At 71.4% G+C, this 21,237-nt stretch carries 20 protein-coding genes; 12 read left to right on the top strand and 8 right to left on the bottom strand.

The window, feature by feature from the left end:
- Nucleotides 1–17: 17 nt before the first annotated feature.
- Nucleotides 18–455, top strand: coding sequence for a MarR family winged helix-turn-helix transcriptional regulator (locus SSQG_RS17285; protein WP_003991094.1), 438 nt, complete (start codon nt 18–20; stop codon nt 453–455).
- Nucleotides 456–485: 30 nt separating this feature from the next.
- Nucleotides 486–1,859: an MFS transporter gene (locus SSQG_RS17280; RefSeq protein WP_003991093.1), complete on the top strand. Its 1,374-nt coding sequence runs from the start codon at nt 486–488 to the stop codon at nt 1,857–1,859.
- A 6-nt stretch (nt 1,860–1,865) separates the two neighbouring features.
- Here SSQG_RS17280 and SSQG_RS17275 read toward each other — a convergent pair whose 3' ends face one another.
- Together SSQG_RS17275 and SSQG_RS17270 are read right to left on the bottom strand one after the other, a co-directional pair.
- Complete coding sequence (locus SSQG_RS17275; RefSeq protein ID WP_039932938.1) at nt 1,866–2,453, bottom strand: Uma2 family endonuclease; 588 nt, start codon at nt 2,451–2,453, stop codon at nt 1,866–1,868.
- A 96-nt stretch (nt 2,454–2,549) separates the two neighbouring features.
- On the bottom strand, nt 2,550–3,071 hold the full coding sequence (locus SSQG_RS17270) for a GNAT family N-acetyltransferase (protein WP_003991091.1): 522 nt from the start codon (nt 3,069–3,071) through the stop codon (nt 2,550–2,552).
- A 25-nt stretch (nt 3,072–3,096) separates the two neighbouring features.
- Here SSQG_RS17270 and thpR point away from each other — a divergent pair, with 25 nt between their 5' ends.
- Nucleotides 3,097–3,669, top strand: coding sequence for an RNA 2',3'-cyclic phosphodiesterase (gene thpR / locus SSQG_RS17265; protein WP_003991090.1), 573 nt, complete (start codon nt 3,097–3,099; stop codon nt 3,667–3,669).
- 180 nt (nt 3,670–3,849) lie between these two features.
- Here thpR and SSQG_RS17260 read toward each other — a convergent pair whose 3' ends face one another.
- Complete coding sequence (locus SSQG_RS17260; RefSeq protein ID WP_003991089.1) at nt 3,850–4,842, bottom strand: aldo/keto reductase; 993 nt, start codon at nt 4,840–4,842, stop codon at nt 3,850–3,852.
- Nucleotides 4,843–4,923: 81 nt separating this feature from the next.
- Nucleotides 4,924–5,598, bottom strand: a complete 675-nt coding sequence (locus tag SSQG_RS17255; RefSeq protein ID WP_003991088.1) for an SGNH/GDSL hydrolase family protein — start codon at nt 5,596–5,598, stop codon at nt 4,924–4,926.
- 114 nt (nt 5,599–5,712) lie between these two features.
- On the opposite strand from SSQG_RS17255, the gene SSQG_RS17250 reads away from it, so the two are divergent.
- The 3 genes from SSQG_RS17250 (at nt 5,713) to SSQG_RS17240 (ending at nt 10,393) form a co-directional block, all read left to right on the top strand.
- The gene (locus tag SSQG_RS17250; protein WP_003991087.1) at nt 5,713–6,687 is read left to right on the top strand and encodes a hypothetical protein; all 975 of its coding nucleotides are present in this window, start codon (nt 5,713–5,715) and stop codon (nt 6,685–6,687) included.
- A gap of 340 nt (nt 6,688–7,027) precedes the next feature.
- The gene (locus tag SSQG_RS17245; protein WP_039932934.1) at nt 7,028–8,548 is read left to right on the top strand and encodes a cellulase family glycosylhydrolase; all 1,521 of its coding nucleotides are present in this window, start codon (nt 7,028–7,030) and stop codon (nt 8,546–8,548) included.
- 240 nt (nt 8,549–8,788) lie between these two features.
- On the top strand, nt 8,789–10,393 hold the full coding sequence (locus SSQG_RS17240; RefSeq protein WP_039932932.1) for an alpha/beta hydrolase: 1,605 nt from the start codon (nt 8,789–8,791) through the stop codon (nt 10,391–10,393).
- 94 nt (nt 10,394–10,487) lie between these two features.
- On the opposite strand, the gene serC is transcribed toward SSQG_RS17240, so the two are convergent.
- On the bottom strand, nt 10,488–11,606 hold the full coding sequence (gene serC / locus SSQG_RS17235) for a phosphoserine transaminase (protein ID WP_003991084.1): 1,119 nt from the start codon (nt 11,604–11,606) through the stop codon (nt 10,488–10,490).
- Nucleotides 11,607–11,766: 160 nt separating this feature from the next.
- Between serC and SSQG_RS17230 the strand changes: the two genes are divergently transcribed.
- From SSQG_RS17230 to SSQG_RS17220, 3 genes are all read left to right on the top strand, one after another.
- On the top strand, nt 11,767–14,646 hold the full coding sequence (locus SSQG_RS17230; RefSeq protein ID WP_039935148.1) for an FAD-binding and (Fe-S)-binding domain-containing protein: 2,880 nt from the start codon (nt 11,767–11,769) through the stop codon (nt 14,644–14,646).
- 102 nt (nt 14,647–14,748) lie between these two features.
- On the top strand, nt 14,749–15,894 hold the full coding sequence (locus SSQG_RS17225; protein WP_003991082.1) for a lipid II:glycine glycyltransferase FemX: 1,146 nt from the start codon (nt 14,749–14,751) through the stop codon (nt 15,892–15,894).
- A gap of 159 nt (nt 15,895–16,053) precedes the next feature.
- Entirely contained in the window at nt 16,054–17,031 is a 978-nt protein-coding gene (locus tag SSQG_RS17220; protein WP_003991081.1) for an EamA family transporter, read from the top strand.
- A 58-nt stretch (nt 17,032–17,089) separates the two neighbouring features.
- Here the strand turns inward: SSQG_RS17220 and SSQG_RS17215 are convergent, their stop codons facing one another.
- Nucleotides 17,090–17,470 (bottom strand): VOC family protein, encoded by a 381-nt coding sequence (locus tag SSQG_RS17215; RefSeq protein ID WP_003991080.1) that lies wholly within the window; start codon nt 17,468–17,470, stop codon nt 17,090–17,092.
- A gap of 176 nt (nt 17,471–17,646) precedes the next feature.
- Between SSQG_RS17215 and SSQG_RS17210 the strand changes: the two genes are divergently transcribed.
- Nucleotides 17,647–18,105 carry a pyridoxamine 5'-phosphate oxidase family protein gene (locus SSQG_RS17210; protein ID WP_003991079.1) on the top strand — a complete coding sequence of 153 codons (459 nt, stop codon included), beginning with the start codon at nt 17,647–17,649 and terminating at the stop codon, nt 18,103–18,105.
- 24 nt (nt 18,106–18,129) lie between these two features.
- Here the strand turns inward: SSQG_RS17210 and SSQG_RS17205 are convergent, their stop codons facing one another.
- Together SSQG_RS17205 and SSQG_RS17200 are read right to left on the bottom strand one after the other, a co-directional pair.
- A complete protein-coding gene (locus tag SSQG_RS17205; protein WP_003991078.1) occupies nt 18,130–19,077 on the bottom strand; it encodes an aldo/keto reductase in 948 nt (315 codons plus the stop codon).
- A gap of 119 nt (nt 19,078–19,196) precedes the next feature.
- Complete coding sequence (locus SSQG_RS17200; RefSeq protein ID WP_244299498.1) at nt 19,197–19,844, bottom strand: hypothetical protein; 648 nt, start codon at nt 19,842–19,844, stop codon at nt 19,197–19,199.
- A gap of 487 nt (nt 19,845–20,331) precedes the next feature.
- Between SSQG_RS17200 and SSQG_RS17195 the strand changes: the two genes are divergently transcribed.
- Together SSQG_RS17195 and SSQG_RS41390 are read left to right on the top strand one after the other, a co-directional pair.
- Nucleotides 20,332–21,126, top strand: coding sequence for a TIGR03084 family metal-binding protein (locus SSQG_RS17195; RefSeq protein ID WP_003991076.1), 795 nt, complete (start codon nt 20,332–20,334; stop codon nt 21,124–21,126).
- Nucleotides 21,123–21,237: acyclic terpene utilization AtuA family protein (locus SSQG_RS41390; RefSeq protein WP_167545789.1), on the top strand; the 115-nt coding region annotated here is incomplete at its 3' end. The genes SSQG_RS17195 and SSQG_RS41390, both read left to right, overlap by 4 nt.

The raw sequence follows: 21,237 nt of genomic DNA, 5'->3' as shown, positions 1-21,237 counted from the left end.
GAGTTACTCTAAAGAACATGCCGGACCTCAGCCATGGCGACGACGTAGCCGCCGTGAACTCCCTCCGATCCGCCGTGATGCGGCTGTCCCGTCGGCTCAAGCACCAGCGGGTCGACGAGTCGCTCAGCCCCACCGAGATGTCGGTGCTCGGCACCCTGTCCCTGTGCGGCAGCGCCACACCGGGCGAGCTCGCCCGTAAGGAGCATGTCCAGCCGCCGTCGATGACCCGCATCGTGGCGCTGCTGGAGTCCAAGGGACTGGTCCGTCTGGAGCCGCACCCCGAGGACCGGCGCCAGAAGGTCGTGACGCGCACCGAGCAGGCCGAGGTCATGCTCGAGGAGAGCCGCCGCAAGCGGAACGCGTTCCTGGCCTCGCTGGTGGAGAACCTCGACGAGGACGAGTGGGCGAAACTCCGCGCCGCCGCCCCCGTGCTGGAGAAGCTCGCGCATCTGTAAGCCGTAGTCGTCGCAAGGAGGCGAACCCTTTTGAGTACGGGACCCGGAGCAGCTTCCGCCCCCGCACCTGACCCCCACGACTCCCCGCCCACCTCCGACGCACCCGCCGCCCGCCCCGCGCGCAAGTCCTCGATGTTCTCCTCCCTGAAGGTCAGGAACTACCGCCTGTTCTTCATGGGACAGGTCGTCTCCAACATCGGCACCTGGATGCAGCGCATCGCCCAGGACTGGCTGGTCCTCAGCCTCACCGGCTCCTCCGCCGCCGTCGGCATCACGACCGCGCTGCAGTTCCTGCCGATGCTGCTCTTCGGCCTCTACGGCGGGGTCCTCGTCGACCGGCTGCGCAAGCGGCCCACGCTGCTCGTGACGCAGTCGTCGATGGGCGTCACCGCGATCGCCCTCGCCGTCCTGACTCTCACCGGCCAGGTCCAGGTGTGGCACGTGTACGTCGCCGCCTTCGCCGTCGGTCTCGCCACGGTCGTCGACAACCCGGCCCGGCAGTCCTTCGTCTCCGAGCTGGTCGGCCCCGGGCAGCTGCAGAACGCGGTCGGCCTGAACTCCGCCAACTTCCAGTCCGCCCGCCTGGTCGGCCCCGCCGTCGCGGGCCTGCTGATCACCGGCGTCGGCACCGGCTGGGCGTTCCTCTTCAACGGCCTGTCCTTCGTCGCGCCGCTCGCCGGCCTGCTGCTGATGCGGGCCCGCGAACTGCACGTCGTCGAGCGGGCCCCGCGCGGCAAGGGGCAGCTGCGGGAGGGCGTGCGCTACGTCACCGGCCGGCCCGAGCTGATCTGGCCGATCGTCCTGGTCGGCTTCGTCGGCACGTTCGCCTTCAACTTCCCGGTCTACCTCTCGGCCTTCGCGGACGACGTGTTCCACGCGGGCGCGGGCGCGTACAGCATGTTCAACACGCTGATGGCGGTCGGCTCGGTCGTGGGGGCCCTGCTCGCCGCCCGGCGCGGCACGTCCCGGCTGCGGCTGCTGATCGCGGCGGCGCTGGTCTTCGGCGCCCTGGAGATCGTGGCGGCCACGACACCCACCCTGTGGATGTTCGCACTGCTCATGGTCCCGCTGGGCCTGTTCGGCATGACGGTCAACGTCACGACGAACACCAGCATCCAGATGTCCACGGACCCGGCGATGCGTGGCCGCGTCATGGCCCTCTACATGATGGTCTTCCTCGGCGGCTCCCCGGTCGGCGCCCCGATCGTCGGCTGGATCACCGACACGTACGGCGCCCGGGTGGGTCTCGCGACCGGCGGTGCGGTGGCGGCGGTGGCGGCGGCCGTCATCGGCCTGATCCTGGCCCGCGTGGGCAACCTCCGCCTCTCGGTCGGCTGGCACCGCGGCCACCCTCGGGTGCGGTTCGTGCCCCGGGAGCATGAGGCACTGGCCCCGGCGGCGTAGCCGGGCTCAGTCGCGGGGGAACTCGCCGGTCTCGAGGACGAGGCCGACCACGGTGCCGGTCAGGTCGACCTCGTCCCCGAAGTCGAGACTCAGCTCACCCCGGTACTCGCCGTCCTTGGGCTTGGTGTGCAGGTGCCAGCGGCCGGTGTACGGATCCACGATCAGGTACACCGGGACGCCGGCCGCGGCGTAGGCGTCCTTCTTGGGGCCGTAGTCGTTCGCCGCGGTCTTCCTGGAGATCACCTCGGCGACGAACTCGACGTCCTGGTAGCGCCACAGCCCCTTGGAGTCCTTCACCGCGCCCTCCGCCATCACCGTCACGTCGGAGGCGAAGCCGTTGAGGTGGCCCGGGTAGTCGACGCGGACGTCGGACTTCACGCGCTTGCGCGAATACTTGGCGCGCAGCTGGTCGTAGATGTCCGCGATGATGTCCCAGTGGGTGTCCCGCTGAGGAGCCGTGAAGATGTGCCCCCCGACGATCTCGACCTTGTACCCCTCGGGGACGGGCATCGTCTCCACCCACTCGAACATAATGTCGAGGGTGAGTTCGCCGCTGCTGTCGGCCATCTCGATCCTGTCGTCAAGGACGGTCATCGTGGCGCTCCTCCCCGGCCGCACCCTTGGATGGAAACGACCGCGCAGTACAACGACACGTACGGCGACCGGGACACGCCCGGACCTGGCGGCCGCCTACACCCGCCGCGCCAGCAACTGCCCCGGCCAGTCGTTCTCGCCGAGCGTGAAGGCCTCGGTGCGGGTGAAGCCGTTGGATTCGTAGTAGCGGACGAGTTTGCCGTCGTCCCCGGCGTAGCAGTCGACGCGCAGGAGGGAGATCCCGGCGCGGCGGGTCTCCTCGGCGGCGTGGGCCAGCAGGGCGCTGCCCACACCGTGCCCCTTGAAGCGGCGGTCGGAGGCGAGCCAGTGGATGTAGCGCTCGGGCTCGCCGGGGTGGGGGAGGTGGGACAGGTAGGCGCCCGGCGAACCGGTGAGGGTGAGGGTGCCGGCGGGGACGCCGTCGACGTCGGCCATGAAGACGCTGCCCTCCGCCAGGTACCGGCCGACCGACTCCACCGTCTTCGGGCTCTGCGACAGGGGCTGCGTCCCCCACTGCCCCGTGCGCCCCTGGGATACCAGCCACTCCACACAGCTGTCGAGCATTCCGAGTATCGCGGGAATGTCGTCGGGCCCGCCGTCCCGGATGGTGATCCGCATGGGCTCATGGTGCCAGGCTGGACTCATGAGACTCTTCGCAGCCGTACTGCCCCCGGACGAGGTGTGTCGTGAACTCGGCGCCGTGGTCGACGAGTTGCGCGGGCTGCCCGGCGCCGACGGCATGCGCTGGACCGGTCGTCCTGGCTGGCACTTCACGCTCGCGTTCTACGGTGAGGTCGACGACGGTCTCGTCCCCGAGCTGTCGGAGCGGCTGGAGCGCGCCGCGCGCCGCACCGAGCCGTTTCCGCTGGCCGTACGGGGTGGGGGGCAGTTCGGGCGCGGCAAGGCGCTGTGGGCCGGGGCCGAGGGCGATCTGGCGACCCTGCGGCTGCTCGCCGGGCGGGCGGAGGCGGCGGCGCGGAAGGCGGGGGTGCCGATGGGGGAGCACCGGCGGTACAAGGCCCATCTGACCGTGGCCCGTCGGCGGGAGTCGGGGAATGTGCGGGCCTACCTGGACGCTCTCGACGCGTTCACCGGCCGGACCTGGACGGTGGACGAGCTGGCGCTGGTGCGGAGCAACCTGCCGACCTCGGGGGTTCCGGGTGAGCAGCCCCGGTACGAGGCGGTCGGGCGCTGGGCGCTCGGGGGTGCCGGTTAGGCTCGATGTCGTGGACCCGAAAACCCGCAACCGGATCATGGCCGGTGTGCTTGTGCTGATGTTCGTCGTCGTTGCCCTGGCGGCCGCGCTCGGGAAGTAGAGCGCCGGGGAACTGCGGCCGCCTTCCGGCTGCGGGCCGGTGGGGGCTGGTCGCGCAGTTCCCCGCGCCCCTTCAGGGCGTCACCAGGCGAAGGCCTCCGGAGACGGGCCCGGGCCCGGGAAGATCTCGTCCAGGCCGGTAAGGAGCTCCTCGGAGAGTTCCAGCTCGCAGGCGCGGACGGCGGAGGCGAGCTGCTCGGCGGTGCGGGGGCCGACGATCGGGCCGGTCACGCCGGGCCGGGTCAGCAGCCAGGCCAGCGCGGCCTCGCCGGGCTCGACGCCGTGCTTGTCGAGCAGATCCTCGTACGCCTGGACCTGCGCTCGGATGGCGGGGTCGTTCAGGGCGTCGGCGGCACGGCCGGAGGCGCGGCGTCCGCCCTCGACCTCCTTCCTGAGCACACCGCCCAGCAGACCGCCGTGCAGCGGCGACCAGGGGATGACCCCGAGCCCGTACTCCTGCGCGGCCGGGATGACCTCCATCTCCGCGCGCCGCTCGGCGAGGTTGTACAGGCACTGCTCGCTGACCAGCCCGATGGTCCCGCCGCGCCGGGCGGCGATCTCGTTGGCCTGGGCGATCTTGTAGCCGGGGAAGTTCGACGACCCGACGTAGAGGATCTTGCCCTGTTGGACCAGGACGTCGATCGCCTGCCAGATCTCGTCGAAGGGGGTGTCCCGGTCGATGTGGTGGAACTGGTAGACGTCGATGTGGTCGGTCTGGAGCCGCTTGAGGCTGGCGTCCACGGCCCGCCGGATGTTGAGGGCGGAGAGCTTGTCGTGGTTGGGCCAGGCCGGGCCGTCGGCGCCCATGTTCCCGTACACCTTCGTGGCGAGGACGACCTTGTCGCGCCGGCCCTCGCCCTTGGCGAACCAGTTTCCGATGATGCTTTCGGTACGGCCCTTGTTCTCGCCCCAGCCGTACACGTTGGCGGTGTCGAAGAAGTTGATGCCCGCGTCCAGCGCCGCGTCCATGATGGCGTGGCTGTCGGCCTCGTCGGTCTGCGGTCCGAAGTTCATGGTGCCGAGGACGAGCCGGCTGACCTTGAGTCCCGTGCGTCCGAGCTGCGTGTACTTCATACCGCCAAGCCAACGTCTTGAAGTGCGCTCCAGGCAAGCGGTCACGTCGATGCGCCGTGCATCAGTACGTCGGTACGGGAGTCACCCCTCGTAGGGCCCCGCCAGGTCCCAGGCCTGGTACATCGCCTCCGCGAAGGCCGCCGCGATCTTGTGTTCGCCGCTCGCGCTCGGGTGGGTGCCGTCGTAGGTGTCGGTGTGGACGGCGTACGACGAGGGGAGCGAGGCGAGAAGGATGGGGGAGCCGGGCTCGTCGAGGTCGGCGGCCGTCTTCGCCAGCAGTTCGTTGAAGCGGGCGACCTCGGTGGCGAAGGGCGGGTCCGTCTCGGCCCGCACGTTCGGTATCACCGGCAGCCACACCATCCGCACCCGCCGGTTCGCCGCCCGCGCCTCGGCCACGAAGGCCCGGACGTTGTCGGCGGTCTGCTCGGCGTTCGTGTAGAAGCCCAGGTCGATGAGGCCGAGCGAGACCAGCAGGATGTCCGCGCGGCACGAGCGCACCGCCTCGCCGATCAGCGGCGCCATGTGCAGCCAGCCCTCGCCCCAGCCGGCCAGGTGGGCGCGCGGGAAGTCGGGTTCGGCGTACGCGTACGACTCCGGGGCCTCGGCGCGCTTGTCGTAGAGCGTCTCGCGCGGGCCGACGAGGGTGCAGGGGCCGCCGTGGGACCGGGACAGGTGCTGCCACAGCCGGTAGCGCCATGTGTGTTCGCCCGCGCTTCCGATCGTCATGGAGTCACCGACGGGCATGAACCTGAGCATCCGCTCATGATGCTGGATCAGGGCGCCGGATGGGGTGTGAGCCGGGCCACGCGCGGGGGCCCGCCATCCGCGCCACGCCCGCTGAACCGCCGAGCGGGATGGCAGGCTTGGGGCATGCGCAGACCCTTCGCCCTCCTCGCCGGGGCCCTCCTCGTGGGCGCCCTCGCCGTGCCCGCCTCCGCCGCAGACGCCGACGAGGACTTCACCATCAAGGACCCGCGCATCACGGAGTCCAGCGGACTGGCCGCCTCCCGCCTGCACCCCGGCATCTACTGGACGCACAACGACAGTGACGACGGCCCCTACCTCTACGCCGTCGACAGCAGGACCGGCGAGACCGTCGCCCGCCTCACCCTCACCGGCGTCGGCACACCGAGGGACGTCGAGGCCATCTCCATCGGCCCTGGCAACCGGATCTACGTCGGCGACATCGGCGACAACCTCGGCGGCGGCTGGCCCCACGTGTGGATCTACGAACTGCCCGAGCCGAAGACGCTGAAGGACCAGACGATCCGGGCCACGCAGTACGTCGTGAAGTACTCCGACGGGCCCCGCGACGCCGAGTCCCTCGTCGTGCACCCGAAGACCGGTCGCGCCTACATCGTCGACAAGAACGAGAAGGGCGGACACCTGTACGAGGGGCCGGCCGAGCTCTCCGCCTCCGGGACCAACGTCTTCAAGCCCGTCGCGGCCGTCCCCGACCTGGAGGCCACCGACGCCACGCTCTCCCCGGACGGCGAACACCTCGTCGTACGCAGCTACTTCGGCGCGATCGCCTACGACTGGAACGGCGGGAAGATCAAGCGCGAGAAGCGGCTCGGCGTGCCGTTCCTCGGGCAGGGCGAGTCCGTCACCTACACCGCCGACGGCAACCGGCTCATGTACGGCGCCGAGGGGGCCGACAGCTCCGTGGAGGGGCAGGACGCGCCCGGGGGCGGGAACGCCTCGTCCGGCAGCGGGAGTTCGGCCGCACGGGACGGCGGCGACAGCGGCGGCGGACTGAGCGGCAACCTCAAGACCGGCGCCATCGCCGTCGCCGTCGCCTGCGTCGCCCTGCTCGGCCTGCGCGGGCTGCGGCGCCGGAGGTAGGCCACCAGGGCGGGCCGGCCTACCGGTCCGACGTGGTGCCGCGGCGGCCCGCGACCTGTTCGGGACGCCGGTCGGCGGTGGCGACTCGTGGGTCGAGCAGCACGCGCTGCTGATGGCCTGGGTGTGGCCGGTGATCCTGACCGCGATCTTCCTGCCGCTCGCGGTAGGGCGGTTTCAGAAGCTGAGCCGTCAGCGAGCGGAACGCGCACCTCCCAGAGGCTTGACGTGCTCATGGCGCGTCAGTTTCCTGGGAGGTGCGCGGCGTTATGGGAGCGCTCCCATAGTGGTTCCGGTGCCGCGCCTCCCCCCTCCCCGGAGGAACCCGAGAGGAAGCAGCCACATGTTCCGCACTCTGCGCAGAGCGCTGTGTGTTGCCGCGGCGCTCCTGTTACCGCTGGCCGGCGTGCAGTCGGCACAGGCCGACGTGGGCGCGAAGGCCGCCGGCGCCGGCTACTGGCACACCAGCGGCCGGCAGATCCTGGACGCGGCCGGGCAGCCGGTCCGTATCGCCGGCATCAACTGGTTCGGCTTCGAGACCGACAGCCACGTCGTCCACGGCCTGTGGGCCCGCGACTACAAGAGCATGATCGACCAGATGAAGTCGCTGGGCTACAACACGGTCCGGATGCCCTACAGCGACGACATCCTCAAGTCCGGCACCGTCCCCGAGAGCGTCAACTACGACGGCAGGAACACCGACCTGCGCGGGTTGACCTCGCTCCAGGTCCTGGACCGGATCGTGGCGTACGCCGGGCAGGCCGGACTCAAGATCGTCCTCGACCGGCACCGCCCGGACTCGGCGGGCCAGTCCGCGCTCTGGTACACGGCGTCCGTCCCCGAGTCGACGTGGATCACCAACCTCAAGTCCCTGGCGGCGCGTTACAAGGGCAACCCCACGGTCGTCGGCATCGACCTGCACAACGAGCCCCACGACCCGGCCTGCTGGGGCTGCGGCGACACCACCCGGGACTGGCGCCTGGCCGCTCAGCGCGCGGGCAACGCGGTGCTCTCCGTCAACCCCGATCTGCTGATCATGGTCGAGGGCGTGCAGTCGTACAACGGCACGAACGGCTGGTGGGGCGGCAACCTGATGGGTGTCGCCCAGTACCCGGTCCAGCTCGACGTCCCGAACCGGCTGGTGTACTCGGCCCACGACTACGCCACGTCGGTGGCCCAGCAGCCGTGGTTCAGCGATCCGGCCTTCCCCTCCAACCTGCCGGGGATCTGGGACAAGTACTGGGGGTACGTCTTCAAACAGAACATCGCCCCGGTGTGGCTCGGCGAGTTCGGTACGACGCTCCAGCCGGCGGTGGACCAGAAGTGGCTGGCGGAGCTGGTGAAGTACCTGCGCTCGACCTCGGCGTACGGCGCCGACAGCTTCCAGTGGACGTTCTGGTCCTGGAACCCCAACTCCGGTGACACGGGCGGCATCCTGAAGGACGACTGGCAGACCGTGGACACCGTGAAGGACGGGTACCTGGCGAGCATCAAGGCCCCGGGCTTCGGGGGCGGCGGCTCCGGTCCGGGCCCGGGCGACCCCGGGGACCCCGGCGGCGGCACGGCCACCTGCGCCGCGGCGTACACCGTCAGCAGCGACTGGGGCGGCGGCTTCAACGCCGAGGTGAAGGTGACCAACACGGGCACTGTTCCGCTGAAGTCCTGGAAGGTGAGCTGGACGTGGAGCGGGTCCCAGAAGGTCACGAGCATGTGGAACGCGTCGCACACCCAGAGCGGGGCGACCGTCACGGCGGTGAACGCCGCGCACAACGGGAGCGTGGCGGTGGGAGGTTCGGCGAGCTTCGGCCTGGGCGGTGCGCCCGGTGGCGGGGGCGCGCCGAGTGTGAGTTGCACGGCGACCTGATCACGGGGTGACGTGGGGGCGCCCGGTGCTCGCCGGGCGCCCCCACGGCGGCGCTCTCGTCCGCATTGTTGTGAAATGCCAGAACTCCCCATGTCTGAGGGGAGTCTGAGAACAGGCTATGACTCGATTCGGTCAAGTCTTGGTCGAAAACGTACGTGCGTGGCGCGCTCTTCCGAAACGATGCGGCACGGCCCGTGTCACTCGCGGGCCTGACCCCCCTCACCGTTCTGAGAGAACTCCATGAGAAGAAGCGCAGCCGTACTGTGCGGCGCGACCGTCGTACTGGCCGGGACGCTCACCGCCGTCCCCGCCAGTGCCGGCGCGTCGCACTCCGCGAACACCGCCCGGACCGCCGCCGCGAAGGTCACCTGGAAGAAGTGCGGTACGGACGACGTCCCGACGCTCCAGTGCGCGTCGGTGAAGGTGCCGCTCGACCACGCCAAGCCGCGGGGGAAGCAGATCACGCTCGCGCTGTCCCGCGTGCCGCACACCGCGTCGAAGTCCCAGGGCCCGCTGCTCGTCAACCCCGGCGGCCCCGGCGGCAGCGGCCTGTCCCTGGCCGGGTTCGTCGCGTCCTCCCTGCCCAAGGAGGTGGCCGCCCAGTACGACGTCATCGGCTTCGACCCGCGCGGCGTGGGCAAGAGCCAGCCCGCCCTGGACTGCAAGCCGGGCCACTTCGACCCGGTGCGCCCCGACTCCGTGCCCAGCACCCCGGCGCTGGAGAGTGCCAACCTCGCGCGCGCCAAGTCCTTCGCACAGGCCTGCGGCAGGAAGTACAAGGACGTCCTGCCGTACATCGACACGGTCAGCGCCGTGAAGGACATGGACTCGATCCGCAAGGCCCTCGGCGCGTCGAAGATCAACTACTTCGGCTACTCGTACGGCACCTACCTCGGCGCGGTCTACGCCAAGCTCTACCCCGAGCGCGTGCGGCGCCTGGTGCTGGACTCGATCGTCGACCCGACCGGCGTCTGGTACGACGACAACCTCCAGCAGGACTACGCCTTCGACAAGCGCCACAAGGCGCTCATGACCTGGATCGCCAAGTACGACTCCACGTACAAGCTCGGCACGAAGCCGGCCGCGGTCGAGGCCAAGTGGTACGCCATGCGGGCGGCCCTCGCCAAGAAGCCGGCGGGCGGCAAGGTGGGCGCCTCCGAACTGGAGGACATCTTCATACCCGGCGGCTACAACAACGCCTACTGGCCCACCCTCGCGCAGACGTTCGCGGCCTACGTCAACGACCACGACACCGCCGCGCTGGTCAAGGCGTACGACGACATCGCCGCGATCGACGCCTCCGGGGACAACGGCTACAGCGTCTACACCTCGGTGCAGTGCCGTGACGCGTCCTGGCCGCGTGACTGGAACCAGTGGCGCAAGGACAACTGGGCGGTGTACGAGAAGGCGCCGTTCATGGCCTGGAACAACGCCTGGTACAACGCGCCGTGCGCGTTCTGGCCGACGAAGTCGCTGAAGCCGGTGAACGTCTCCAACACCAAGCTCCCGCCGGTGCTGCTGTTCCAGGCGACGGACGACGCGGCCACCCCCTACGAGGGCGGTGTCACCATGCACCGGCTGCTGAAGGGCTCCAGCCTCGTGGTCGAGCAGGGCGGCGGCAACCACGGCATCACCCTGAGCGGCAACGCCTGCCTCGACAAGCACCTCGCCACGTACCTGACCAACGGCAAGGTGCCGCACGGCAGCGGTGTGGCCGACGCGGTGTGCAAGAAGACCGCCGACCCGAAGCCGCGGGCGGCGGCGCGGAAGACGGCGAGCACGCAGCAGCCGGCCGTCGCGACGGTCGGTGACAGTCTGCGCGGGATCCTGGGGTCCGGCCGGTGAGGGTGCCTCTCCTGGCCCTTGCCCGAGCATGAGAGAGGGCGCCCCGCACACGCGGGGCGCCCTCCGTCACGTGTCGGTCACGTGCGGGAGAAGATCACAGCTTCTCGATCACGTAGTCGACGCACTTCGTGAGCGCCTCGACGTCCGCCGGGTCGATCGACGGGAACATCGCGACGCGGAGCTGGTTGCGGCCGAGCTTGCGGTAGGGCTCGGTGTCGACGATGCCGTTGGCGCGCAGGACCTTGGCGACGGCGGCGGCGTCGACCTCGTCCGTGAAGTCGATCGTGCCGATGACCGCCGAGCGCTTGGCGGGGTCGGTGACGAAGGGGTTCGCGAACTTGACGTCCTCGGCCCAGCCGTACAGCGTCCGCGCGGAGGTGGCGGTGCGGCGGACCGACCAGTCCAGGCCGCCCTGGCCGTTCATCCACTCCAGCTGCTCGTTGAGGAGGAACAGCGTGGCGAGGGCCGGGGTGTTGTACGTCTGGTTCTTGCGGGAGTTGTCGATCGCCGTCGGCAGCGAGAAGAACTCCGGGACGTGCCGGCCGGACGCGTGGACGCGCTCGGCGCGCTCGATCGCGGCCGGGGAGAAGACGCCGATCCAGAGGCCGCCGTCGGAGGCGAAGGACTTCTGGGGGGCGAAGTAGTAGACGTCCGTCTCGGCGATGTCGACGGGCAGGCCGCCGGCGCCCGAGGTGGCGTCCACGAGGACCAGGGCGCCCTCGTCGGCACCGGCCACGCGCTTGATCGGCATGGCGACACCGGTCGAGGTCTCGTTGTGCGTGAGGGCGTAGACGTCGACGCCCGCCTCGGCGACCGGCTCGGGGTGGGTGCCCGGGTCGCTGGAGACGACGTCCGGCTCGGCCAGCCACGGCGCGAGCTTCGCGGCCTTGGCGAACTTGGAGGAGAACTCGCCGAAGCTGAGGTGCTGCGACTTGTTCTCGATCAGGCCGTGCGTCGCGACGTCCCAGAACGCGGTGGAGCCGCCGTTGCCGAGGACCACCTCGTAGCCGTCGGGGAGCTGGAACAGCTCACGGATGCCCTCGCGCACCTTGCCGACCAGGTTCTTGACGGGTGCCTGGCGGTGGGAGGTGCCCATGAGAGAGGTGCCGGTGGCGGCCAGCGCGTCCAGCGCTTCCGTCCGAACCTTGGAGGGGCCCGCGCCGAAACGTCCGTCGGCGGGCTTGATGTCAGCGGGAATCTGGATCTCAGCCACGGAGGGGAGCGTAGCCGTTTCCAGAAACCTGGGCGAAACCTCGTCCGTCCGGTGAGACGGAGAGTGGACGGCGGTGCGACCGGTGCGCGGGCGCGGGGTCGTCACTGTCAGTGTTCGCGTGCATGCTTGAGGCATGACGGATCTTCGGCACGGCACGGATCTGACGGCTCTCGAAGGCGAGTTGCGCGAGGCCGTCCGCGGTGACGTCGGCTTCGGGGTCACCGCGCGGGCGCTGGTCACCATGGATGCCTCCAACTACCGGCGGGTGCCGCACGGGGTCGTGGCGCCGAGAGACGCCGATGACGTGGCGGCGGTACTGGAGGTCTGCCGGGAGCGGGGCGTGCCGGTGGTGGCGCGGGGCGGGGGGACGTCCATCGCGGGGCAGGCGACCGGTACGGGGGTGGTGCTGGACTTCACCCGGTACATGAACCGGCTCGTGTCCCTGGATCCCGGTGCGCGTACGGCCGTCGTGCAGCCGGGGCTGGTGCTCGACCGGCTCCAGGAGGCCGCCGCCCCGCACGGGCTGCGGTTCGGTCCGGATCCGTCCACGCACAGCCGGTGCACGCTCGGCGGCATGATCGGCAACAACTCGTGCGGCTCGCACTCGGTGGCGTGGGGCACCACCGCGGACAGTGTGCGCGAGCTGGACGTGATCACCGCGCGAGGGCGGCGGCTGCGCCTCGGGCAGGACTGGGCCGGAGCGCCGGACGGGCTGCGGGAACTGGTGGACGGTGACCTGGCCCGGCTGCGTACGGGCTTCCCGGAGCTGCCCCGCTGTATCTCCGGGTACGCGCTGGACGCCCTGCTGCCCGAGCGGGGCGCCGACGTGGCCCGGTCCTTCTGCGGCTCCGAGGGCACGCTGGGCGTGCTGACGGAAGCGGTCGTACGACTGGTCGAGGCGCCACGCGCGCGTGCGCTGGCCGTGCTGGCGTACACCGACGAGAGCGCGGCGGCGGAGGCAGCCGCCGGGCTGCTGCCGTTCGGGCCGCTGACGGTGGAGGGCATGGCGGCGGACCTGGTGCCGTCCGCGGTCGCGCTGCCGCGGGGCGGGGCCTGGCTGTTCGTGGAGACCGGCGGGGAGTCGGCCGAGGAGGCACGCGCGCGTGCGGAGGCGATCGTGCGGGCGGCCGACGTGGTGGACGCGCTCGTGGTCACCGACCCGGCGGGGCAGCGCGCGCTGTGGCGGATCCGGGAGGACGCGAGCGGCACGGCGACGCGGATGCCCGACGGAAGTGAAGCCTGGCCGGGGTGGGAGGACTGCGCGGTGCCGCCCGCCCGGCTCGGGGCGTATCTGCGGGACTTCCGGGGGTTGCTCACCGCGCACGGGCTGCGCGGCACGCCGTACGGGCACTTCGGGGACGGCTGCATCCACGTCCGGATCGACTTCGACCTGCTGACGGAGCCGGGTGTCGCCCGTTTCCGCCGCTTCTCGGAGGAGCTCGCGGAACTGGTGGTGGCGCACGGCGGTTCGCTGTCCGGGGAGCACGGGGACGGGCAGGCGCGGGCGGAGCTGCTGCCCCGGATGTACGGGCCGGAGATGGTCGGCCTCTTCGAGCGGGTGAAGGGGGTGTGGGACCCGGACGACCTGCTCAACCCCGGGATGCTCGTACGCCCCGCGCCGCTCGACGCCGGCCTCCGCTTCTCCGTCCTGCCGCGCGAACCGGTCGATGTCGCCTTCGGCTACCCCGCCGACGGCGGTGACTTCTCGGCGGCGGTGCGGCGCTGCGTGGGCGTCGCCAAGTGCCGTACGACCTCGGTGTCCGGCTCCGCCGTCATGTGCCCGTCCTTCCGGGCCACCGGCGAGGAGGAGCACTCCACGCGCGGGCGGGCCCGGCTGCTGCACGAGATGCTCGCCGGTGAGGTCGTGACCGACGGCTGGCGCTCGACCGAGGTACGGGACGCCCTCGACCTGTGCCTGTCCTGCAAGGGCTGCCGGTCGGACTGCCCGGTGGAGGTCGACATGGCCACGTACAAGGCGGAGTTCCTCCACCACCACTACGCGGGCCGCCGCCGTCCGGCCGCGCACTACGCGATGGGCCGGCTGCCGCAGTGGCTCCGTGCCGTGTCCCGCACGCGCACGGCGGCGCTGGTCAACCTGCTCGCCCGGATACCCCCCTTCGCGTGGACGGCGAAACGGCTGGGCGGCATCGCGCCCGAGCGGAAGATCCCGCGGGTGGCGACGCGCACGTTCAGCAGCTGGTGGGAGCGGCGGCGGGGTGCGGGGGAGGTGCCTCGCGGTGACCTGGTCGTCCTGTGGCCGGACACCTTCACCGAGCATCTCTCGCCTTCCGTGGGGCAGGCCGCCGTGCGGGTGCTGGAGGCGGCCGGGCTGCGGGTGGCGCTGCCGCCGACCCTGCGTCTGGTGAAACCGCCGGTGGGTGACGGCAGGACGGTCGCTCTCGACCCGCTGTCCCTGCTGCGGGGCCGGGGCCGGGTCTGCTGCGGGCTGACGTACGTGTCGACGGGCCAGCTGGACCAGGCCCGGGCCGTCATGCGCCGCACGCTGGACCTGATGGAGCCGGTGCTGGAGACCGGCGCCCCGGTGGTGGTGCTGGAGCCGAGCTGCGCCGCGGCCCTGCGCACCGACGTCCCCGAGCTGCTGCACGACGACCCGCGCGCGGCCCGCCTCGCCGCGAAGGTCCTCACCTTCGCCCAGACGCTGGAACGCCACGCGCCGCACTGGACACCGCCGCGTGTGGACCGCCCGGTGGCCGGCCAGACCCACTGCCACCAGCACGCGGTGCTGGGCGACGCCGCCGACCGCCGGCTGCGCGGGTCCGCTCACCTCACCGGCGACCTCAGCGGCGGCTGCTGCGGTCTCGCGGGGAACTTCGGCTTCGAGAAGGGCCACTACGAGGTGTCCGCCGCGTGCGCGGAGGACCAGCTCCTCCCGTCGGTGCGGGACGCCCCGGACGGCACGGTGATCCTGGCGGACGGCTACTCCTGCCGTACGCAGCTGGAACAGCTGGCGGGGGTGCGTGGGAGGCATCTGGCGGAGGTGCTCGCGGACGCGCTGGACGCGGAGCGCCCAGGCGCTTGAGGCGTTCGGGCCACCGGACGGGCGGACGCGAGTGTCTCGGCCCGGGGACGGCCGGAACCGCTCCTAGGCTCTCGGCACCAACCGAGCGAAGGAGCCCCGCCCATGCCGCCCACGAACGTCCGCGTCCAGCCGATCACCCGCGACGAGCACCTCGCGTTCGTCAGGGCCCGCTCCTCCGCCAGCCACACCCAGGTGCCGTCCTGGGGCGAGGTGAAGCCCGACTGGAGGGCGGAGAGCCTGGGCTGGTTGGACGGGAGCGGGCAGCTCGTCGGCGCGGGCCTTGCCCTGCTGCGCCCGCTGCCCGGCCCGAGCCTGCCCGGCCTGCGGCGCTACCTCGCCTACCTGCCCGAGGGCCCGCTGATCGACTGGCACTCGCCCGGCCTGGATCTTCTGCTGCGGCCGATGCTCGAGCACCTGCGGCGGCGCGGCGCCTTCGCGGTCCGGATGGGCCCGCCGGTCGTGGTGCGCCGCTGGGACGCCGAGGCGGTCAAGGCCGGGATCGCGGATCCGGCGGCCCAGCGGCTGCGTGACGTCCGGGCGACGTCGTTCGAGCCCGGCGCGGACCAGATCGCCGACGCCCTGCGCCGGATGGGCTGGCGGCAGGCCGAACCCGGCGGCGAGGACGGCTTCGCCGCGGGACAGCCCCGGTACGTCTTCCAGGTGCCGTTCGCCGGACGCTCGCTGGACGACATCCGCGGCGGCCTGAACCAGCAGTGGCGGCGCAACATCGGCAAGGCGGAGAAGGCCGGAGTGAAGGTCGTACGCGGCGACTACGAGGACCTGCCGGCCTTCCACGAGCTGTACACCGAGACCGCCGAGCGGGACCGCTTCCTCCCGCGCCCGCTTCCCTACTTCCAGCGCATGTGGCACGCGCTCACCGCCGAGCACCCGGACCGCATGCGGCTCTATCTCGCGTCCCACGACGGCGAGGTGCTCGCCGCCGCGACCATGCTGACCGTCGGCGACCACGTCTGGTACTCCTACGGCGCCTCCACCGGCCGCCGGCGCGAGGTCCAGGCGAGCAGCGCCGTGCAGTGGCGCATGATGACCGACGCGCACGAACTCGGCGCCGCCGTCTACGACCTGCGCGGCATCACCGACACCCTGGAGGAGTCCAGCCACCTGCTGGGCCTGCTCCGGTTCAAGGTGGGCACCGGCGGCGAGGCCGTCGAGTACCTCGGCGAATGGGACTTCCCGCTCAACCGGCTGCTCTACAAGGCGCTGAACCTGTATCTGGCGCGGCGCTGAGAAGCCCGCATTCCGAGACAGTGGCATAAACGGTTTACGCCCCTGACCGAGTCCATTACTCTGGACTTGACAGTACATCTGGATGTACGCCACCGTGCACCATGGTGTACATACGCATCTGAACCGAGCACACATCCGAACCGAGCACAGGACCGCCCCGTGACCACCCCCGGCAGCGCCACCACGTCCCAGCCCGCGACCTCCGTCGCCCCGGCACCGGCCGGTGCGCCGCGCCGCCTCGGCCCCCTCGGGTCGCCGGGCTCCCTCGGGCCCGTGGGCCTGGTGCTCGCGGGCGGGATCTCGGTGCAGTTCGGCGGCGCGCTGGCGGTGACGCTGATGCCGCGGGCCGGTGCCCTCGGGGTGGTGGCGCTGCGCCTGTTCGTGGCGGCGGTCGTCCTGCTGCTGGTCTGCCGTCCGCGGCTGCGCGGCCACTCGCGCACCGACTGGGGCACGGTCGTCGTCTTCGGCATCACCATGGCCGGGATGAACGGCCTCTTCTACCAGGCCGTCGACCGCATCCCGCTGGGTCCCGCGGTCACCCTGGAGGTCCTCGGCCCGCTCGCCCTCTCGGTCCTGGCGTCCCGCCGGGCGATCAACGTCGTCTGGGCGGCGCTCGCCCTCGCCGGTGTCTTCCTCCTCGGCGGCGGAGGCTTCAGCAGCCTCGACCCCACAGGGGCGGCCTTCGCCCTGGGCGCCGGCGCCATGTGGGCGGCATACATCGTCTTCAGTGCCCGTACGGGGCGTCGCTTCCCGCAGGCGGACGGCCTGGCCCTGGCGATGGCGGTGGGCGCGGTGCTCTTCCTGCCCCTGGGGATCGCCGAGTCGGGTACGAAGCTGGTCGACCCGGTGACGCTGGGCCTGGGCGCGGCGGTGGCCCTGCTCTCCTCGGTGCTGCCCTACACCCTCGAACTCCTCGCCCTGCGCCGCCTGCCCGCCTCCACCTTCGCGGTCCTGATGAGCCTCGAACCGGCCGTCGCCGCGACGGCCGGCTTCCTCGTCCTCGACCAGGCCCTCACCGCCATGCAGTCCGCCGCCATCGCCCTCGTCATCGCGGCGAGCATGGGCGCGGTACGGACCCAGGTGGGCGGCGGCCGCAAGAAGACGGCGGCACTGGAGAGCACGGGGCTGGAGGGCTAGACCCCCGGTTCAGGGGCCCTGCGGCTCAGAAGCCCTGAGCCGCGCCGCGACGGAGCCGTCAGAGGGGGTTGAGGCGGGCCTTGAGCAGGCAGAACTCGTTGCCTTCGGGGTCCGCGAGCACGTGCCACGGCTCGTCGCCACTCTGGCCGATGTCGGCCGGGCGCGCCCCGAGCTTCAGGAGGCGTTCGAGTTCGGCGTCCTGGTCGCGGTCGGTGGCGTTGACGTCGATGTGCAGCCGGGTCTTCCCCGGCTCCGGCTCGTCCCTGCGGCTGAGGATGATCGTCGGCTGCGGGCCGCCGAACCCTTCGCGCGGCCCGATCTCGAAGAATTCGTTCCCTTCGCTGTCGAGCACCACGAAGTCCAGGACCTCGCACCAGAACCGCGCCAGCACCTGGGGGTCGCGGCAGCCGAGCACGAGTTCACTGATCCGACATGCCATGGACGAAACCTACTCTCCGTGGGAACTGCCCGGCGGTGGGCACACGTTCGAGACCGTACCGGGCGGGGCGGAAGGATGCGACGGGTTTGGCCGGGCGGCATCCTGGCGGCAGGAGCGCGCGCCGCGAAAGCTCACATCGTCGAAATATCCGAACCAGCACCCGAGTTGACCTGGTCATGACTCAAACACCGGGCCCTCGCCCCCTGTCCGACGAAGCCCTCTCCCAGCTGCTCGGCGCGCAGCAGTTCGGCACCCTGGCCACCGTCAAACGCAATGGCCGTCCCCATCTGACCACCATGCTCTACAGCTGGGACCCCGAGGCACGCGTCGTGCGGTTCTCGACGACAGCCGACCGTGTCAAGGTCAGGCAACTGCGGAACGACCCGAAGGCCGCGCTGCATGTGCAGGGCGGGAACGTCTGGTCGTTCGCCGTCGCGGAGGGCGAGGCCGAGGTCTCCGACGTCACGACGGTTCCCGGTGACGAGGTCGGACGGGAACTGCTCGGGATCGTCCCGGAGGGGGCGCGGCCGGAGGACGAGGACGCGTTCCTGGAGCAGTTGGTCGCCGAACGCCGTGTGGTCGTCCGGTTGAAGGTGGACCGGCTGTACGGGACGGCCCTCGACATCGACGGGTAGCACTCGACGGCCGGTGCCCGGCTGTCAGACGGTCTCGTCGAGCAGGCGGCGGTGTTCGGCGGGCAGCCGCAAGCGAGCTCCGGCGAGTGCCTCGTCGAGTTGCTCCGGTGTGCTGACACCGACGATCGGGGTGGCGGCCGGCTCACCCCCGGTCAGCCAGGACAGGACGACCTGGTTCCGGCTCACTCCGAGGTCCCCGGCCACCTTGTCCAGGGCCGCGAGCCGCCGGGAGGTGCCGGGGTGGTCGTAGGCGTCGGGGAGCGGTTGGTCCGGGCGGCTGTAGAAGCCGTTCAACAGGGCCGTGTACACCCACAGGGAGAGGTCCGGTTCGCTGTCGACGTAGTCGATGACCTCGTCGGTGACCCAGCCGAACCGGTGGGCCTGACCGGGCACGGGCACGCCGGGGCGGGGCTGGAGGTAGGAGTGGCGCAGTTGGAGCGCGGTGTATCCGGCCCAGCCGTTGTCCCTGGCGATCTGCCGGGCCCGTTCCACGCGCCACACCGGGTGGTTGGAGCAGCCCAGCCGGCCCACCGTCCCCTCGGAGACCAGTGCGCCGAACGCCTCGGCGGACTCGGCCAGAGGGACCGCGCGATCCTCCATGTGGGCCCAGTACAGGTCGATCCGATCGGTACCCAGCCGGCGCAGGCTGCCCTCGACAGCGGCCTTGACCGCCCGTGCCGACAGTCCCTGACGATTGGCCGGCCAGTCGCCGGGGGCGACGGGTTGGGCACCGACCTTGGTGCTGAGGTACATCTGGTCGCGCCGGCCGGGGCGGCGGGCCAGCCACCCGCCGATGACCTCCTCGCTCTGACCACCGCGGCTGTCCGGGTCGGACCAGAAGGCGTAGCAGTCGGCCGTGTCGAGGATCGTCCCGCCGGCGTCCGCGAACCGGTCGAGCAGATGTAAGGACGTGGCGGCGTCCACCGTGGTGCCGAATTTCATCGTTCCCAGCGCGAAGTTCACATCGGGCATGGCTCAGGTCCCTCCCTGGCGAAGGCGAAGACTCGCGGTGCGCGTCGGGCATCCTGGCAATTGAAGTGCGCTCCAACGCAAGGAGGTTGTTCGTCCCTCGCCTCCGGCCGGGGCGGTTCCTAGCGCACCAGCACACCCCGCACCGAGATCCCGTAGAGGGTCCGCAGCCGCCGCAGCTCCCACAGCGCCACCGCCGTCACCGAGACCGGCGCGCCGATCACGAACACCACGCGCACCGGCACGGGCACGCCCGCGTACGCCCCGGTGAGCAGGTCGATCAGGGCCATCTCCCACACCAGCGTCATGGCCAGCAGCGGCGGCATCGTCTGGTGGATGTCGGCCGTGCGGAACACGTGGATCAGGGCCAGGCCGATGCCCCAGATGATGAACGGAAGGACCCAGAAGAACGTGATCGCCATACCCAGGCCGGTGACCACGGCCATCACCGGGTTGGTCGCGAACTTCCCGTCCATGAAGCCCGTGAGCACGGACGCGGGGAAGACGAAGACCGCCGCGACGAGGGCCACCATCGCGCCGAACGACTTGCCGGCCCGGCGCAGGAGGTCCCGGCGGGCCGAAGGAGCCGTCAGGGCCAGCAGGACGCCCACGACGACCGGGAGCGTCACGCACAGCACCAGCACGCTGATCCACGACTGGTCGAGACGGTCGCTCGCGACGTCCTCCACGGAGTGGGCGATCTTGTAGGCCACCGACATCCACACCACCGCGGCGAGCCCCACGAGCGTGCGGATCTTCTGCATCCGCATGACGAAAGGGTCCTCGACGAGGTCCGGCCGCGACGGCTTGAAGACCCGGCGTGCGGTGTGGATGGGACCGATCCGCCGCCGCAGCCGGGTGAAGGGACCGGGGGGCGGGGCCTGCGGTGGCCAGGGGTGGGGCGGGTGGCCGCCGCCGGGCTGCGGCTGCGGTGGTACGTAGGGCCCGGGCGACGGTGGATACGGTCCCGGAGGGGGCGGTGGATACGGTCCCGGCGGGTACGGCCCGGGCGCGGGCGGTGGGTACGGCTGCCCGCCGTGCGGGTGATGCGGCGGCTGACCGCCCCCGTTCCAGTTGCTCATCCTTGTTCTTCCCCCGATACCTGGCCCATGGAACGCCCTTCATGACACGTTTCCGGCCGCCGGAACAGTTTCATGCAAGCACGCTTGATTGTTTCTGGCGCCGCTGCCATGCTCCTCAGCACGCCGCACCACCCCGCATCACCCCGCACACCGCCGTGCCCCGAGGGGAGCGCCCGTGTCCGATCCGACGACCGTGATCGACGATCTGCACGAGGAGAGCGAGGAACTCGACCGCCTCGTGGCCGGGTCGAGCGCGGAGCACTGGGCGCTCGCGACCCCCGCGCCCGGCTGGACCGTGGCCCACCAGATCTCCCACCTCGCCTGGACGGACCGCTCGGCCCTGCTCGCCGTCACGGACGCCGACGGCTTCCGCGCGCTGGTCGAGAAGGCCCTCACGGCACCGGGCTCCTTCGTCGACGAGGGCGCCGAGGAGGACGCCGGGCTCCCGCCGGCCGAGCTGCTCGCCCGGTGGCGCGACGGGCGTGCGGCGCTGGAGAGGGCGCTGCGGGCCGCCCCGCCCAAGGCGCGCTTCCCCTGGTACGGCCCGCCCATGTCGGCCGCCTCCATGGCGACGGCCCGGCTCATGGAGACCTGGGCCCACGGCCAGGACGTGGCCGACGCCCTGGGTGTGGTGCGCCCACCCACCGACCGACTGCGGCATGTGGCCTGGCTCGGGGTGCGGACCCGGGACTTCGCCTACGGCGCGCACGGGCTGATCCCGCCCACCGACCCCTTCCGCGTCGAACTCCGCGCACCCTCGGGTGACGTGTGGACCTACGGCCCCGAGGGCGCACCGCAGCGCGTCACCGGCCCCGCCCTCGACTTCTGCCTCCTCGTCACCCAGCGCGCCCACCGCTGCGACCTCGCTCTGCACGCCGACGGGCCCGACGCCGACCGCTGGCTGGACATCGCCCAGGCATTCGCGGGGCCGCCGGGGAGCGGTCGCAAGCCGGGGGGAGAGACGTCGTGACCCTCCGCATAGGCAACGCCTCCGGCTTCTACGGAGACCGCTTCGACGCCCTGCGCGAGATGCTCACCGGCGGAGAGCTGGACGTCGTCACCGGCGACTATCTCGCCGAGT

Origin of the sequence: Streptomyces viridochromogenes DSM 40736, from assembly GCF_000158955.1 — a bacterium.
GTDB lineage: Bacteria > Actinomycetota > Actinomycetes > Streptomycetales > Streptomycetaceae > Streptomyces > Streptomyces venetus.
This window is presented reverse-complemented; position numbering and strand designations above follow the sequence as displayed.

Coding starts and splice junctions, on each gene's coding strand:
- SSQG_RS17285 (WP_003991094.1), top strand. CDS start 18: ATGCCGGACCTCAGCCATGGCGACGACGTAGCCGCCGTGAACTCCCTC.
- SSQG_RS17275 (WP_039932938.1), bottom strand. CDS start 2,453: ATGACCGTCCTTGACGACAGGATCGAGATGGCCGACAGCAGCGGCGAA.
- SSQG_RS17270 (WP_003991091.1), bottom strand. CDS start 3,071: ATGCGGATCACCATCCGGGACGGCGGGCCCGACGACATTCCCGCGATA.
- thpR (WP_003991090.1), top strand. CDS start 3,097: ATGAGACTCTTCGCAGCCGTACTGCCCCCGGACGAGGTGTGTCGTGAA.
- SSQG_RS17260 (WP_003991089.1), bottom strand. CDS start 4,842: ATGAAGTACACGCAGCTCGGACGCACGGGACTCAAGGTCAGCCGGCTC.
- SSQG_RS17255 (WP_003991088.1), bottom strand. CDS start 5,598: ATGCTCAGGTTCATGCCCGTCGGTGACTCCATGACGATCGGAAGCGCG.
- SSQG_RS17250 (WP_003991087.1), top strand. CDS start 5,713: ATGCGCAGACCCTTCGCCCTCCTCGCCGGGGCCCTCCTCGTGGGCGCC.
- SSQG_RS17245 (WP_039932934.1), top strand. CDS start 7,028: ATGTTCCGCACTCTGCGCAGAGCGCTGTGTGTTGCCGCGGCGCTCCTG.
- SSQG_RS17240 (WP_039932932.1), top strand. CDS start 8,789: ATGAGAAGAAGCGCAGCCGTACTGTGCGGCGCGACCGTCGTACTGGCC.
- SSQG_RS17225 (WP_003991082.1), top strand. CDS start 14,749: ATGCCGCCCACGAACGTCCGCGTCCAGCCGATCACCCGCGACGAGCAC.
- SSQG_RS17215 (WP_003991080.1), bottom strand. CDS start 17,470: ATGGCATGTCGGATCAGTGAACTCGTGCTCGGCTGCCGCGACCCCCAG.
- SSQG_RS17210 (WP_003991079.1), top strand. CDS start 17,647: ATGACTCAAACACCGGGCCCTCGCCCCCTGTCCGACGAAGCCCTCTCC.
- SSQG_RS17205 (WP_003991078.1), bottom strand. CDS start 19,077: ATGCCCGATGTGAACTTCGCGCTGGGAACGATGAAATTCGGCACCACG.
- SSQG_RS17200 (WP_244299498.1), bottom strand. CDS start 19,844: ATGCGGATGCAGAAGATCCGCACGCTCGTGGGGCTCGCCGCGGTGGTG.